At 73.8% G+C, this 13,808-nt stretch carries 12 protein-coding genes and 1 pseudogene; 6 read left to right on the top strand and 7 right to left on the bottom strand.

All coding sequences use genetic code 11. The features are described from left to right. From trpM to lgt, 5 genes and pseudogenes are all read left to right on the top strand, one after another. Window positions 1–111 (top strand): annotated as a pseudogene (trpM, locus tag ABT078_RS42615) (tryptophan biosynthesis modulator TrpM); the annotation flags it as partial. Between the two features lie 123 nt (window positions 112–234). Next, window positions 235–1,527 carry a tryptophan synthase subunit beta gene (gene trpB / locus ABT078_RS09505; RefSeq protein ID WP_351225584.1) on the top strand — a complete coding sequence of 431 codons (1,293 nt, stop codon included), beginning with the start codon at window positions 235–237 and terminating at the stop codon, window positions 1,525–1,527. Then, window positions 1,524–2,348 (top strand): tryptophan synthase subunit alpha, encoded by an 825-nt coding sequence (trpA, locus tag ABT078_RS09500; protein ID WP_351225582.1) that lies wholly within the window; start codon window positions 1,524–1,526, stop codon window positions 2,346–2,348. Before trpB ends, trpA begins: the two co-directional genes overlap by 4 nt. A gap of 113 nt (window positions 2,349–2,461) precedes the next feature. Beyond that, window positions 2,462–3,286, top strand: coding sequence for a thioredoxin domain-containing protein (locus tag ABT078_RS09495; RefSeq protein ID WP_351225580.1), 825 nt, complete (start codon window positions 2,462–2,464; stop codon window positions 3,284–3,286). Between the two features lie 86 nt (window positions 3,287–3,372). Further along, window positions 3,373–4,314 (top strand): prolipoprotein diacylglyceryl transferase, encoded by a 942-nt coding sequence (gene lgt / locus ABT078_RS09490; protein ID WP_351225578.1) that lies wholly within the window; start codon window positions 3,373–3,375, stop codon window positions 4,312–4,314. A gap of 136 nt (window positions 4,315–4,450) precedes the next feature. Here lgt and ABT078_RS09485 read toward each other — a convergent pair whose 3' ends face one another. From ABT078_RS09485 to ABT078_RS09455, 7 genes are all read right to left on the bottom strand, one after another. Beyond that, window positions 4,451–5,254: an HpcH/HpaI aldolase/citrate lyase family protein gene (locus ABT078_RS09485; protein ID WP_351225626.1), complete on the bottom strand. Its 804-nt coding sequence runs from the start codon at window positions 5,252–5,254 to the stop codon at window positions 4,451–4,453. A 29-nt stretch (window positions 5,255–5,283) separates the two neighbouring features. After that, a complete protein-coding gene (locus tag ABT078_RS09480) occupies window positions 5,284–6,570 on the bottom strand; it encodes a CaiB/BaiF CoA transferase family protein (RefSeq protein WP_351225576.1) in 1,287 nt (428 codons plus the stop codon). A gap of 101 nt (window positions 6,571–6,671) precedes the next feature. Then, a complete protein-coding gene (rbsK, locus tag ABT078_RS09475; RefSeq protein WP_351225574.1) occupies window positions 6,672–7,583 on the bottom strand; it encodes a ribokinase in 912 nt (303 codons plus the stop codon). Next, window positions 7,580–9,235 (bottom strand): ADP-ribosylglycohydrolase family protein, encoded by a 1,656-nt coding sequence (locus ABT078_RS09470; RefSeq protein WP_351225572.1) that lies wholly within the window; start codon window positions 9,233–9,235, stop codon window positions 7,580–7,582. The genes rbsK and ABT078_RS09470 overlap by 4 nt, the downstream gene beginning before the upstream one ends. Next, window positions 9,232–10,413 (bottom strand): ADP-ribosylglycohydrolase family protein, encoded by a 1,182-nt coding sequence (locus ABT078_RS09465; RefSeq protein WP_351225570.1) that lies wholly within the window; start codon window positions 10,411–10,413, stop codon window positions 9,232–9,234. Before ABT078_RS09465 ends, ABT078_RS09470 begins: the two co-directional genes overlap by 4 nt. A 72-nt stretch (window positions 10,414–10,485) precedes the next feature. After that, on the bottom strand, window positions 10,486–11,865 hold the full coding sequence (locus tag ABT078_RS09460; protein WP_351225568.1) for an ADP-ribosylglycohydrolase family protein: 1,380 nt from the start codon (window positions 11,863–11,865) through the stop codon (window positions 10,486–10,488). After that, complete coding sequence (locus tag ABT078_RS09455) at window positions 11,847–12,857, bottom strand: ADP-ribosylglycohydrolase family protein (protein WP_351225566.1); 1,011 nt, start codon at window positions 12,855–12,857, stop codon at window positions 11,847–11,849. Before ABT078_RS09455 ends, ABT078_RS09460 begins: the two co-directional genes overlap by 19 nt. Window positions 12,858–13,076: 219 nt before the next feature. On the opposite strand from ABT078_RS09455, the gene ABT078_RS09450 reads away from it, so the two are divergent. Continuing rightward, on the top strand, window positions 13,077–13,805 hold the full coding sequence (locus tag ABT078_RS09450) for a VIT1/CCC1 transporter family protein (RefSeq protein ID WP_351225564.1): 729 nt from the start codon (window positions 13,077–13,079) through the stop codon (window positions 13,803–13,805). Window positions 13,806–13,808: the final 3 nt, after the last annotated feature.

The raw sequence follows: 13,808 nt of genomic DNA, 5'->3' as shown, positions 1-13,808 counted from the left end.
CACGGACCATGCGTCCCTGATCGCGGACGAGGTCCCGGCTGCCGCGCCCCGGCCCGCCGGGTGCACGGACGGCGCGTCCGGTACGTGATCGGGGACGAGCCCGGTCAGGTCAACGGCATGCGTGGCGCCGTCGCTGAGCCACCAGGGCCTTGTCCGCAGGACAGGACCCAGCTCGGCGACCCCACGTCATCACTCCCACTTTCTCTTCAGCTGACGCTCTTGAGGAGTTCTGGCATGCCCAGCGATTACTTCATTCCCGACCCCGAGGGCCTGGTGCCCGACACCGAGGGCTACTTCGGCGCCTTCGGCGGCAAGTTCATCCCCGAGGCCCTCGTCGCCGCGGTCGACGAGGTGGCCGTCGAGTACGACAAGGCCAAGGCCGACCCCGCCTTCGCGGCCGAGCTCGACGAGCTGCTCGTCCACTACACCGGCCGGCCCAGCGCGCTGACCGAGGTGCCCCGCTTCGCCGAGCACGCGGGCGGCGCGCGGGTCTTCCTCAAGCGCGAGGACCTCAACCACACCGGCTCCCACAAGATCAACAATGTGCTGGGGCAGGCCCTGCTCACCAAGCGCATGGGCAAGACCCGCGTCATCGCCGAGACCGGCGCGGGCCAGCACGGCGTCGCCACCGCGACCGCCTGCGCCCTCTTCGGCCTCGACTGCACCGTCTACATGGGCGAGATCGACACCCGGCGCCAGGCTCTGAACGTCGCCCGGATGCGGATGCTCGGCGCCGAGGTCGTCCCGGTGAAGTCCGGCAGCCGCACCCTGAAGGACGCCATCAACGAGGCCTTCCGCGACTGGGTCGCCAACGTCGACCACACGCACTACCTCTTCGGCACGGTCGCGGGCCCGCACCCGTTCCCGGCCATGGTCCGCGACTTCCACCGGGTCATCGGCGTCGAGGCCCGCCGCCAGATCCTGGAGCGCGCGGGCCGCCTCCCGGACGCGGCGGTCGCCTGCGTCGGCGGCGGCTCCAACGCGATCGGCCTGTTCCACGCCTTCATCCCGGACACGGGCGTACGCCTGGTGGGCTGCGAGCCCGCGGGCCACGGCGTGGAGACCGGCGAGCACGCGGCCACGCTGACCGCGGGCGAGCCCGGCATCCTGCACGGCTCGCGCAGCTACGTCCTCCAGGACGACGAGGGCCAGATCACCGAGCCGTACTCGATCTCCGCGGGGCTCGACTACCCGGGCATCGGCCCCGAGCACTCCTACCTCAAGGACAGCGGACGCGGCGAGTACCGGGCCGTCACCGACGACGCCGCGATGCAGGCGCTGCGTCTTCTGTCCCGTACGGAGGGCATCATCCCGGCGATCGAGTCCGCTCACGCGCTCGCCGGAGCCCTGGAGCTCGGCAAGGAGCTCGGCAAGGACGGGCTGATCGTGGTCAACCTGTCCGGCCGCGGCGACAAGGACATGGACACGGCTGCCCGCTACTTCGGGCTGTACGACAAGGAAGCCGCCGCCGTCGTCGAGGCGGACGCGGCCGGCGAGGTCGCGGAGATCGAGGGGGACGCCAAGTGAGCGGGAACATTCAGCTGCTGAGCGACACCCTGGCGCAGGCGAAGTCCGAGAACCGGGCCGCGCTCATCGCCTACCTCCCGGCCGGCTTCCCCACCGTCGACGGCGGCATCGAGGCGGTCAAGGCCGTCTTCGACGGCGGCGCCGACATCGTCGAGATCGGCCTGCCGCATTCCGACCCCGTCCTCGACGGCCCGGTCATCCAGACCGCCGACGACATCGCCCTGCGCGGGGGTGTGAAGATCGCGGACGTCATGCGCACGGTCCGCGAGGCCCACGAGGCCACCGGCAAGCCGGTGCTCGTGATGACGTACTGGAACCCGATCGACCGGTACGGCATCGAGCGCTTCACCGCCGAACTGGCCGAGGCCGGCGGCGCGGGCTGCATCCTGCCCGACCTGCCCGTCCAGGAATCCGCGGTGTGGCGCGAGCACGCCGAGAAGCACGGGCTCGCCACGGTCTTCGTGGTCGCACCCAGCAGCAAGGACGAGCGCCTCGCCACGATCACGGCGGCGGGCTCCGGCTTCGTCTACGCGGCTTCGCTGATGGGCGTCACCGGTACCCGCGAGTCGGTCGGCGCGCAGGCCCAGGACCTGGTCCGGCGCACCCGTGCCACCACTGCCGACCGCGGTGGGCTCCCCGTCTGCGTCGGCCTCGGCGTCTCCAACGCGGAGCAGGCCGCTGAGGTCGCGGGCTTCGCCGACGGCGTCATCGTCGGTTCGGCCTTCGTCAAGCGGCTGCTCGACGCGGACGACCACGCGGCGGGCATCGCGGCGGTTCGGGCGCTCGCGGGCGAGCTGGCGGAGGGCGTCCGCAAGCGCTGACGGCGCCCACCGGTCCGGGCCCGCGCAGGGATCTGATCGGACCGGCTCACCCGTCCGGGTGGACCTCGTACCGGGGAGGCGCATAGGTGCCTCCCCGGTTCGTTGCTGTGGGCGTGAGCGAGAAGAACCGTGACGGAAGGCGGGCCGCGCGCGAGCGGCTCCTGCAGGAACGTGAGCTGGACAAGGCGCGCGAGAAGCGACGGCGCCTGTTGATCGTGTCCGCTGCCGTGGTCGGCGTGCTCGGGCTGGCCGCGGTCATCGGCGTGATCGCGGCCGGCTCCGGAGGCAAGGACGACAGCACGGAGGCCGGGCCGGTCGTCGCGCCCAGCGGCGCCGAGGGCGAGGAGCAGCTCGCACTCCCTGCCGGCGCGAGCGACGCGCCGTCCACGCTCACCATCTGGGAGGACTTCCGCTGCCCGGCGTGCGCCCAGTTCGAGAACGGGTTCCGGGACACGATCCACGAGCTGACGGACTCCGGACAGCTCAAGGTCGAGTACCACCTCGCCACGATCATCGACGCGAACGTGGGCGGCACCGGATCCCTCCGCGCGGCGAACGCGGCGGCGTGCGCCCAGGACGCCGGAAAATTCGTGCCGTACCACGACGTGCTCTACCAGAACCAGCCGCCGGAGACCGAGGACGGCTTCGCGGACACCAAGAAGCTCATCGAACTGGCCGGGAAGGTCGAGGGGCTGGACACGCCCGCGTTCCGCAGCTGTGTGGAGGAGGGCAGGCACAACAGCTGGGTGAACAAGTCGGCACAGGCCTTCCGCGAGGGCAGCTTCACCGGCACGCCGACCGTGCTGCTGAACGGGAAGCCGGTGTTCCCCCAGAAGGACGGCGAGCAGATCTCCCCGGAGAACCTGAAGAAGTGGGTCACCGAGGCCAACGCGGGCAAGCAGCCGGGCACGGTGCAGCCGAGCCCGGCGGGTTCCTGAGGTACGGCCGGTCGGCTGCTCGTTATGCAGACGTTGCCGGGTGGGGTGCGACGCGTCCCGCCCGGCAAGGTAGCGTCGGACCTGCCATGGACCTTGCCTACATTCCCAGCCCGTCGACCGGTGTGATCAACCTCGGACCGGTTCCGCTGCGCGGCTATGCCTTCTGCATCATCATCGGCGTCTTCGTCGCCGTCTGGTACGGCAACAAGCGCTGGATCGCCCGCGGCGGCAAAGCCGGCACGGTGGCCGACATCGCCGTCTGGGCGGTGCCGTTCGGCCTTGTCGGCGGCCGTCTGTACCACGTGATCACCGACTACCAGCTGTACTTCAGCGAGGGTGAGAACTGGGTCGACGCCTTCAAGATCTGGGAGGGGGGCCTCGGTATCTGGGGCGCGATCGCCCTGGGTGCGGTCGGCGCCTGGATCGGCTGCCGCCGCCGGGGCATCCCGCTGCCCGCGTACGCCGACGCCATCGCGCCCGGTATCGCCTTGGCGCAGGCCATCGGCCGCTGGGGCAACTGGTTCAACCAGGAGCTGTACGGCAGGCCCACGGACCTGCCCTGGGCCCTCGAGATCAGCGAGGGTGTCAACCGCGACGCGGGCCTGTACCACCCGACGTTCCTCTACGAGTCGCTGTGGTGCATCGGTGTCGCCCTGCTGGTCGTCTGGGCCGACCGGCGCTTCAGGCTCGGCCACGGGCGCGCCTTCGCGCTGTACGTCGCCGCGTACTGCGCCGGCCGCGGCTGGATCGAGTACATGCGTGTCGACGAGGCCCACCATGTCCTGGGCCTGCGCCTGAACGTGTGGACCGCGATCGTGGTCGGCGCCCTGGCCGTGGCGTACATCGTGATCTCGGCGCGGCTGCGACCGGGCCGGGAGGAAGTCGTCGAGCCCCCGAAGCCCACCGTCCCCGCCCCGTCGGACCTCTCGTCCACGGACCGGGAGCCGGAGGCCGACGCCGCCCCGCTGGACCTGGACAAGGCCTCCGACGGCGATCCGGCGGAATCAGGATCAGCCCCCAAGAGCTGACCGCTCCGCTCACGCGTGCCGAGGGCCGCCCGACCACGAAGGTCGGGCGGCCCTTTTGTGTGCCGCTCCGGGCACGGGTGCGTGCCCCTGGAGCCGGCCGCGGCCGCGGTGCCCGGACGGGGCGGGTGTCCGGAGGTCACTCGCCGCGGCGTGCCAGGGCGAGGGTGCGGTGCGCCGTGGTGACCACGGCCGCGTCGACGAAACGGCCGTCCGGGAGGGCCAGCGCGCCCGCGTCCGTCTCGGCCGCCTTGACGATCTCCTCGGCCGCCTCGATCTCCTCGGGGCTGGGAAGGTAGGCCCGCTCGATGACCGGCAGCTGGCGGGGGTGGATCGCCGCCCGGCCGAAGAAGCCGACGGCGCGGCCGTGGGCGCAGGACTCCGCGAGCCCGTCCAGGTCGCGGATGTCGGGGAACACCGACTGCGGCGGCGGCGTGAGCCCGGCCGCGCGGGCCGCGACCACGATGCGGCTGCGCGGCCAGTCGAGGCCACGGTCGTCCCGTACCCCCAGGTCGGCCCGGAGGTCCGCCTCGCCGAGGGCGATCCCGCGGACCGCGGGATCGGCGGTCGCGATGGCGTACGCGTGCTCGACGCCGGACGCCGACTCCAGCAGCGCGTACAGCTCCGTCCCGGGGGCGAGCGACGCCGGACCCCGGATGTCGGTGGCGTGTGTCACCTTGGGGATACGCAGAGCGGACAGGCCGGGAAGTCCGGCCAGTGCGGCGATGTCCTGTTCTGCGTGGATCCGGACGTGGACGGGCACCGGCTGGGGGGCGGTGAGCAGTTCGGCGGTCGCCGCGAGGGCGTACGCCTTGCGGTCGGGTGGGACCGCGTCCTCGAGATCGATGATCACGATGTCCGCGCCGCAGGAGAGCGCCTTGTGGACGACGTCGGGATGGTCCCCGGGGGCGTACAGCCAGGTGAGCGGGGCGGTTTCGGGCATGCCGCCGAGAGGGGTGTCCGACGGGGCGGTCACAGCACGCCTTCGCTGCGCAGCGCGGCGATCCGGGCAGGCGTGAGCCCGAGCTCGCCGAGCACCGCATCGGTGTCCGCGCCGTGCGGCCGGCCCGCCCAGCGGATCCCCCCAGGAGTCTCGGAAAGCCGGAAGAGGATGTTCTGCATACGGATCGGCCCGAGTTCCGGGTCGGGGACCTCGGTGACGCTGTCCAGCGCGCGGTACTGGGGATCGGCCATGACGTCGCGGATGTCGTAGACGGGTGCGATCGCCGCCTCCGCCTTCTCGAACGCGTCGAGGACCTCGTCCCCGGTGTGCCGTGCGATCCATGTGCCCACCGCATCGTCGAGTACGTCGGCGTGCTCGGCCCGCCCGCTGCCCGTCGCGAACCACGGCTCGCCCGTCAGCTCCGGGCGGCCGACGAGCCGCATGACGCGCTCGGCGACGGACTGGGCGGAGGTGGAGACGGCGAGCCAGCTCCCGTCCGCCGCTCGGTAGGTGTTGCGGGGAGCGTTGTTGCGCGAGCGGTTGCCGCTGCGCGGCTGGACGTAGCCGAGCTGGTCGTACCAGATCGGCTGCGGGCCGAGGACGGTGAGGATCGGTTCGATGATGGCCATGTCGACGACCTGGCCGCGGCCGGACGCGGCCCGGGCGGTCAGCGCGGTCATCACGGCGTAGGAGGTGGCGAGCGCGGCGATGGAGTCGGCGAGACCGAAGGGCGGGAGGGTCGGCGGACCGTCGGGTTCCCCGGTGATGGCGGCGAAGCCGCTCATCGCCTCGGCGAGCGTGCCGAAGCCGGGGCGGTGGCAGTACGGGCCGAACTGACCGAAGCCGGTGACTCGGGCGAGGACGAGGCGGGGGTTGGCGGCGCTCAGCTCCTCCCAGCCGAGCTGCCACTTCTCCAGGGTGCCGGGGCGGAAGTTCTCGATGACCACATCGGCGGTGGCGGCCAGCCGCAGGAGCGTCTCGCGGCCGCCGGGCGTGGACAGGTCGAGTGTGATGGTGCGTTTGTTGCGGCCGAGCAGCTTCCACCACAGGCCGACCCCGTCCTTGTCCGGGCCGTGCCCGCGTGACGGGTCGGGTCTGCGGGGGTGTTCCACCTTGATGACGTCGGCGCCGAAGTCGCCGAGCATCGTCGCGGCGAGCGGTCCGGCGAAGAGGGTGGCGAGATCGAGGACGCGCAGCCCGGAAAGCGGACCGGTTCCGGTGTTTCCGGCGGCGCCGGTGGTTCCGGTCGTACCGGTCGTGCCGGTGCTTCCGGTGGGGTGGGGGGCGGCGACACCGTCGGCGTCGGGGTCGTGCATGGGGGCTCCAAGCTCCTTGCGAGGCTCCGGCGGGGGTACTTCTCTGCGGGCGAGCGGGTGAGGGCGATACGGCTCTGTGGGCTGCAGGGCCTTGTGGCGGCCTAGTGGTTGACCGGGCTCCGGGTCTCCGCCGCCTCGTCGATCTCCGGGCGGCACGGCATCGAGGAGGAGGCGCCGGGACGCTGGACCGAGAGCCCGGCGGCGGCCGAGGCCCAGGCCAGCGCGGCGGGCATCGGCCTGCCCTCGACGACGGCCACGGCGAGGGCGCCGACGAAGGTGTCGCCCGCGGCGGTCGTGTCGACGGCGCGGACGCGCGGGGCGGGCACGGTGACGGGCTCGGCGCCGCGCGCCGCGTAGAGGCTGCCCGCCGCGCCGAGGGTGATCACCACCTCCGGCACCTGGCGGAGCAGCGCCTCGGCGGCGGCGTGCGGGTCGGCGATGCCCGCGAGGGCGGCGGCCTCGTGCTCGTTCGGCACCAGCAGATCGGTGACGGCGAGCAGTTCGGGCGGCAGTGGTTGCACGGGCGCCGGCGTGAGGACGGTGCGTACGCCGTGGCGTCGGGCGGCCCGGGCGCCGGCGATCACGCCTTCCAGGGGGAGCTCGAGCTGAAGGAGGAGAGCGTCCGCGGTGGCGATGAGGGCCTCGTCGCCGGGGGTGAGGTGGTCGACGGTGCCGTTGGCGCCGGGGACGACGACGATCGCGTTGCCGCCCTCGTCGTCGACGACGATGTGCGCGGTGCCGGAGGGGCCTTCGGCGGTGCGGAGCAGGTCGGTGTCGACACCGGCGCCGTCGAGCGTGGCGCGCAGGCGTACGCCGAAGTCGTCGGTCCCCACGGCGCCGATCATCGAAACGGCGCCGCCCGCGCGGGCCGCCGCGACGGCCTGGTTGGCGCCTTTGCCGCCGGGGACCGTACGGAACTCGCGTCCCGTCACCGTCTCTCCGCGCTGCGGTGCCTTCGCGACATAGGCGACGAGGTCCATGTTGGTGCTGCCGAGCACCACGATGCCGGTCATGGGCGGACAACCTCCTGGAAGGTCAGGTGGGCGAGGGAGTCGAAGCCGGTGCCGTCGAACCCGGCGACGGTGGTGGCGAGCCGGTTCTTCAGCGGCGCGGTCCACCGTTCGGGCAGCCGGTCCGGGTCTCCGGCGAGCAGCCCGGCGAGGGACCCGGCGGTGGCTCCGGTGGAGTCGGTGTCCCAGCCGCCGGACACGGCACGGCAGATGGAGCCGGTGAAGTCGCCGTCGGCGTGGGTCAGGGCGGCGGCGAGCAGGGCGGTGTTGGGAATCATGTGTACCCAGTGGTACGTGCCGTAGGCGGCGTGCAGACGGTCCACGACGTCGTCGAAGCCGGGGTGCGCGGTGGCCGTCTCGATGCCGAAGCGGACGGCTTCGGCGAGGCGCGAGCGGGGCGGGACGACGCGGAGGCCGGTGCGCAGGCACCGGTGGACGTCCGCGGTGCCGGTTGCCGCATCGGCGAGGGCCGCGGCGACGAACATCGCCCCGTACACCCCGTTGGCGGTGTGCGTGAGCGTCGCGTCCCGGTGCGCCTGGGCGGCGGCCGCGGCGGGGTCGCCGGGATGCGTCCAGCCATGGACATCGGCACGGATGGCGGCGCCGATCCACTCGCGGAACGGGTTGTGGCGGGCGGCGGTGAGCGGCGGCTCGAGACCGGCGAGCAGGTTGCGGAAGGCGATGCGCTCGGCGGTGAAGGTACGGCCGGCGGGGAGTTCGTCGAGCCAGAGCCGGGCGACGTCGCAGGTGCGGAAGCCGTGTCCGTACCGCTGGAGGAGGAGCAGGTTGAGGAGGGGGTAGTTGAGGTCGTCGTCCTCGGGCATGCCGTCGATGTTCTCCGCGAGCGAGGTGGCCGCGGAACGGCGGTTCCAGGGGTGGGCGGCCAGCAGCTCGGCGGGGACGCCCTTGGCGGTGAACCAGGTGGTGAGCGGCCAGTTGTCGGTGGCACGGGCGAGGGCGCGGATGGCGTGGAGAGGGAGCTTCTCGACCGGTTTGCCGAGCAGGCAACCGGCGGCGCGGCCGAGCCAGGCGGCGTGGAGCCGGTGCAGGAGGGGGTCGTCTCCCCACTCCGCCCTGTCCCGGCCCTGGACCCCCGGCGCTTTTGCTGCGTGGGCTTCGCCGTGCGGGGACGTGGCCCCGGCGGCCCGGGTCCTCGGGGCTTCGGTCCCACCCCCGGCCGTGCGCCCGGGGGTGGGACCGCCGGGTGAGGCATGCGTCGGCCTGCGGGCGGCACCGGACGCCGGGGCTCCGTCCCGGGCGTTGGCAGGCTCGAAGGATCCGGGCGGCAGGTCGGGCCCGTCGCCCGCGAAGGCTTCGCCGTGCGGCGGGGGCGGCGCCTGGCCGGGAGCCGGGTCGGACGCCGCCGGCTCCGGCCAGTCGGGACAGGAGGCCCTGATGGACGGGAGGTCCGTGGGTTCGTGCGCCGCCGAACGGCCGGGCAGGGCGGCCAGTTCGTCCAGCAGACGGGTCGCCAGGGCGCGGAGGCCGGGCGGCGCGGGGGCGGAGGAGGCCCCGGCCGAGGGCGGTGCGGGGTGGCCGCCCGCCGACTGCCAGCGGCGGGCGATCCCGGCGGCGTCGCGGCCGTCCTCCGCCGCCTGGCGCAGTTCGTGGCCGATGAGGTCCTCGGGCTGGACCCAGGTGAGGCGGAGGTTCATCGGGTTTCCGTCGGGTTCTCCGTCAGACGGGCGAACGCCGCTTCATGGGCGCGGCGCCGCTCGGTGTCGCGGGCGAAGACCTCGTACGTGACCTCCGTCAGCGCCCGTGCCGGGGTGTGCAGGTCGAGACGGCTGGCCTCGGCGACGGTCTTGACCCAGTCCGGCGGGATCGGCTCCTCGCCATGGAGCGCGCCCGCGAGCGCACCGGACATCGTGGCGATCGAGTCGCAGTCCCGCCCGTAGTTGACGGAGCCGAGGACCGTACGGCGGTAGTCGCCGTCGCCGACGACCAGCATGCCCAGGGCGACGGGGAGTTCCTCGATGGCGTGCAGCCGGGACGGGCGGCGGGCCGCGAGGGAGGGCGCACGGTAGTCGGGGCCGACGGTGTCGAAAGGAGCGACCGCCGCGCGCAGCGGCGCGAGGGCGGTCTCGAAGTCGCGGTGACGGTCGGCGGCTTCTGCCACCGCCTCGATGGCCGAACGGGTGCCGTCCTTGGCGAGGGCGAGACAGGCCTCGACGACGGAGGCCGGGGTCGCACCCGGAGTGCAGGCCGCGGCGACCGCCGCCGCGAAGACGCCCGCCGCCTCGCGCCCGTACGAGGACTGGTGGGCGCCCGCGACGTCGACGGCCTCGGCGTAGGCGGCCGCGGGATGGGCGGCGTTGACCAGGCCGACGGGTGCCATGTACATCGCGGCACCGCAGTTGACGATGTTCCCTGTGCCCGCCTCGCGCGGGTCGACGTGGCCGTAGTGGAGTCGGGCGACGAGCCACTTCTCGGCCAGGAAGATCCGTTGGAGGGGGAGGGCCTCGGCCTCCAGCTCAGGGATCCAGCGAGGGTGGGAGACGAGGTCGGGGACGAGGTGGTCGGCGACCGCGTAGGCGTCCAGGTGGTCGCGGACCGCCGCGTAGACACGGACCAGGGCGTGGGTCATCAGGGTGTCGTCGGTGACGTGCCCGTCGCCCTTGTGGTACGGCGCGATGGGGCGGGCGGTGCGCCAGTCGTCGCCGTGCCACGGGCCGACGATGCCGTGGATGCGGCCGCCGTGTCGTTCCACGATCTGCTCCGGGGTGTAGCCCTCGACCGGGCCGCCGATGGCGTCGCCGACCGCCGCGCCGACGAGGGAGCCCGTGATCCGGTCGTCGAGTGTCGCGACCGTCGGGAGCGCTGAGAGTGTCATGCCGGAATTGTCCACCCGGGGTGGTCGCGGGCGGGGTATGCCGAGTCGGGGATTCGCGTCTGACGGGACGGGTCACTCGGGCCGTGCCCCGGGTGGGCGCAACGTGTCGGCGAGGAGCCCGGCGAGTTCGACGAGATCGGTGCCGGCGAGCCGGGGCAGGGCGCAGCCGGCGAGGGTGCGGCAGGCGTCCCGCCATGCGGCCGGCACGGCCGCGCCGCCGCCGAGCGCACCGGTCAGCGCCCCGGCCAGGGCGGGCGCGGAGTCGGCGACGCGGGACAGACAGGCGGCGGCGGGGATCGCGCCGGTGACCTCGCCGCGGGCGGCGATCGCGAGGGCCAGGGCGACGGGGACGGTCTCGGCCGCGGCGATGCCGTAGCTGTAGACGTGGTCGACGATCTGGTGCTCCAGGAGGGGCACGAGCGAGAACGCGTCCTCGGCGTCGCGGGCGAGCTTGACGGCGTGCCGGGCGTTGCGGCCGATCTCGGTGGCGTCGGGGAGCTGGGCGAGGGCGGCCTCGACGGCGAGGTCGACGCACGCGCCGCCGAGGGCGGCCGCGACGGCCGCCGCCATGGCGCGGGCACCGTGGACGCCGTCGCCGTCCTGGGTGTAGCGGGCGTCGAACTCGGCGAGTTCGGCGGCGGCCCGCGGATTCCCCGGATGGACGACGGCGAGGACCACGGCGCGGACGCAGGCGGCGTCGTCGAAGTAGTGCGGGTTGTCGTGGCCGGTGGCGGGCGGGCGCAGGCCGGTGGCCAGGTTGCCCAGTCCGGCGCGTACGGAGATACGTGCGCGGAGGGGGAGCACGGCGGACTCGACCTCGGGGGCGCGGGCGGCGGCCGCGGCGACGTTGCCGGCGAGCGAGTTCCAGGCGAGGTCGACCGCCGCGCGCATACGGCGGCCGAGGTCCAGGCCGTGGAAGTGCTCACCGGCGGCGGTGAGCACGGTCTCGGCGGCGAACGCGGCCCACTCGGCGTCGTCGGACGGGCCGAGGCGGAGGGGTTCGGGGGGCTGGTTGAGGGCGATGGGGACGGGGAGGGTGGTCGTGGCGTTCTGCTCGGCGAAGGTGTCGAGCTCGCGGGTGAGGCGCCGGGTCCACTCCGGCATCCGGCTGGCCCGGTGCCGGGCGGCGGGCCACCCGGCCGCGTCGCCGGAGGCGAGCCCGAGGAGCAGGCCCTCGATACGGACCCGGGTACCGGGGCGGGTGCGGTGCGGGTACGGCCCGATGGCCGTGTGCCGTTCCGGCGCCGGGGTGTCCTCGGGCTCGTGTGGTCGGGGGTCTCCAGGGGCGGGGGTGTCGTCCTCGGTCTCGCGTGGGGCGTCAGACGCCTCGGCGGCGGGGTCGGGGGGAGGGGAGTCCGGGAGCGCTTCGGGCGTCTCGGGGGAGAGGTCCGGAGGGGAGTCCGGGGGGCCCGGGGCGGGCTGGGGGGTGGGGTCTAGTGGGCCGGGGGGCATGGGAGGGCCTCGGTGTCGTCGTCGGGGGTGAGGAGGTCGGCGATGTCCAGCACGTGGTAGCCGCGCATGGCGGGAAGGCAGCTGCCGCGGACCGGGCCGATGGCCGCGGCCCAGTCCCGGGGGATGGCGGAGGCGCCGGACATGGCCCCGGCGAGGGCGCCCGCGACCGCCGCCGTGGTGTCGGCGTCGCGGCCCATGTTGACGGCGGTCAGGACGGACGTACGGAAGTCGCCGCGCGCCGCCGCGAAGGCGCCGAAGGCCAGGCCGACAGCCTCGGGGGCCAGGTCGGTCCAGGGGTAGCCGCCGATGACCACCGCGGAGCGGACCGTACGTTCGCGGGCGAGGGGCTCGGGCTCGGCCCGCTCCGCCGCGACGACCGCGCGCCGCATGGAGCGCGCCGTCCAGGAGTCCATCGGGACGACCGAGAGCGCGGCACCGATGATTCCGGCCGGGCCCTCGCCCGCCACGGCCGCGGCGACCCCCGCCGCCACCGCCTGGCCGCCGTAGATGCCCTCGCCGTCGTGGCTGACGCAGCCGTCGATGGCGACCAGCCGGGCGGCTTCGGCGGGATCGCCCGCCGCGAAGACGCCGAAGGGCGCCGCGCGCATCGCGAGCCCGTCGCTCCAGGCGTGCCGGTGCTGGGCCGTGATGGGGGCCGCCAGACCGCGGCGGAGGTTCTCCAGCGTGCCCCGCTCGCTGAAGCCCGCGCCCCGGAACGGGCCCTCGTCGAGGTCCGCGATCCAGTGGTGCCACGCCTGCTCGACATGCGAGACGGTCAGCGCCGAGCCGTGCCGGGCGAGCAGCAGCCCGGAGAAGATCGCGTACTCCGTGTCGTCCGTGCCCGCGGGGCTGTCCGCCACGAAGCCCTCGATCCGGCCCCACCGGCGCCGGATCTCGGACGGCCGCATGTTCTCCGCGGGGGCGCCGAGCGCGTCGCCGACAGCCAGTCCGAGCAGCGCGCCACGAGCCCGATCGCATGCAATCCACTCCAACGCGTCACTCCTTCGTGCGGCATCGAGCCTGTCCTGGATCTCTGCCACGCCGGGTGCGGCGCGTGCTGCCGGAGAGCCGCCTGTCACTCGGCTGACCGCAGGTTAGTAAAGCCTGCCTTGCTGGCGCGCCCCTTACATCGCGCGTACTTTCGAAGCCGTTGAGAGGGTGCGGGTGCACACGAACCCGCCCCTGGGGGAACCGGTTACAAGGGGAGAACTGTGTCCGTCATCGAGACCGGAGCGACGCTTCACGAGGCGCACCGCGACAATCACACGCACCGTGACGTGAACGGCGGCTGGCTGCGCCCCGCGGTGTTCGGCGCGATGGACGGACTCGTCTCCAACCTCGCCCTGATGACGGGTGTCGCGGGCGGCGCCGTGTCCCAGCAGACCATCGTGATCACCGGGCTCGCAGGGCTCGCCGCCGGTGCGTTCTCGATGGCCGCCGGCGAGTACACCTCCGTGGCCTCGCAGCGCGAGCTCGTCCAGGCGGAACTGGAAGTCGAGCGTCGTGAGTTGCTGGGGCATCCGGTCGACGAGATGGAGGAGCTCGCCGCGCTGTACGTGGCCCGTGGCGTCGAGCCCGGGCTCGCCCGCGAGGTGGCCGTGCAGCTGTCCCGCGATCCCGAGCAGGCGCTGGAGATCCACGCCCGCGAGGAGCTCGGCATCGATCCGGACGACCTGCCGTCACCCGCCGTCGCCGCGGTCTCGTCCTTCGCCTCGTTCGCGCTGGGCGCCCTGCTGCCCGTACTCCCGTATCTCCTCGGTGCCACCGCCCTGTGGCCGGCTGTCCTGCTCGCGCTCGCCGGGCTCTTCGGCTGCGGCGCGATCGTCGCCAAGGTCACCGCGCGCAGCTGGTGGTTCAGCGGTCTGCGGCAGCTCGTGCTGGGCGGGGCCGCGGCCGCGCTGACCTACGGGATCGGGGTCCTCGTCGGGGCGGCCGTCTGACCC

The organism is Streptomyces sp. NPDC002133, assembly GCF_040296405.1.
Lineage (GTDB): Bacteria > Actinomycetota > Actinomycetes > Streptomycetales > Streptomycetaceae > Streptomyces.
This window is presented reverse-complemented; position numbering and strand designations above follow the sequence as displayed.

Bases quoted from the DNA above. Each gene is read 5' to 3' on its own strand.
- trpB (WP_351225584.1), top strand. From the start codon at position 235: ATGCCCAGCGATTACTTCATTCCCGACCCCGAGGGCCTGGTGCCCGAC.
- lgt (WP_351225578.1), top strand. From the start codon at position 3,373: ATGGACCTTGCCTACATTCCCAGCCCGTCGACCGGTGTGATCAACCTC.
- ABT078_RS09485 (WP_351225626.1), bottom strand. From the start codon at position 5,254: ATGCCCGAAACCGCCCCGCTCACCTGGCTGTACGCCCCCGGGGACCAT.
- ABT078_RS09480 (WP_351225576.1), bottom strand. From the start codon at position 6,570: ATGCACGACCCCGACGCCGACGGTGTCGCCGCCCCCCACCCCACCGGA.
- rbsK (WP_351225574.1), bottom strand. From the start codon at position 7,583: ATGACCGGCATCGTGGTGCTCGGCAGCACCAACATGGACCTCGTCGCC.
- ABT078_RS09470 (WP_351225572.1), bottom strand. From the start codon at position 9,235: ATGAACCTCCGCCTCACCTGGGTCCAGCCCGAGGACCTCATCGGCCAC.
- ABT078_RS09465 (WP_351225570.1), bottom strand. From the start codon at position 10,413: ATGACACTCTCAGCGCTCCCGACGGTCGCGACACTCGACGACCGGATC.
- ABT078_RS09460 (WP_351225568.1), bottom strand. From the start codon at position 11,865: ATGCCCCCCGGCCCACTAGACCCCACCCCCCAGCCCGCCCCGGGCCCC.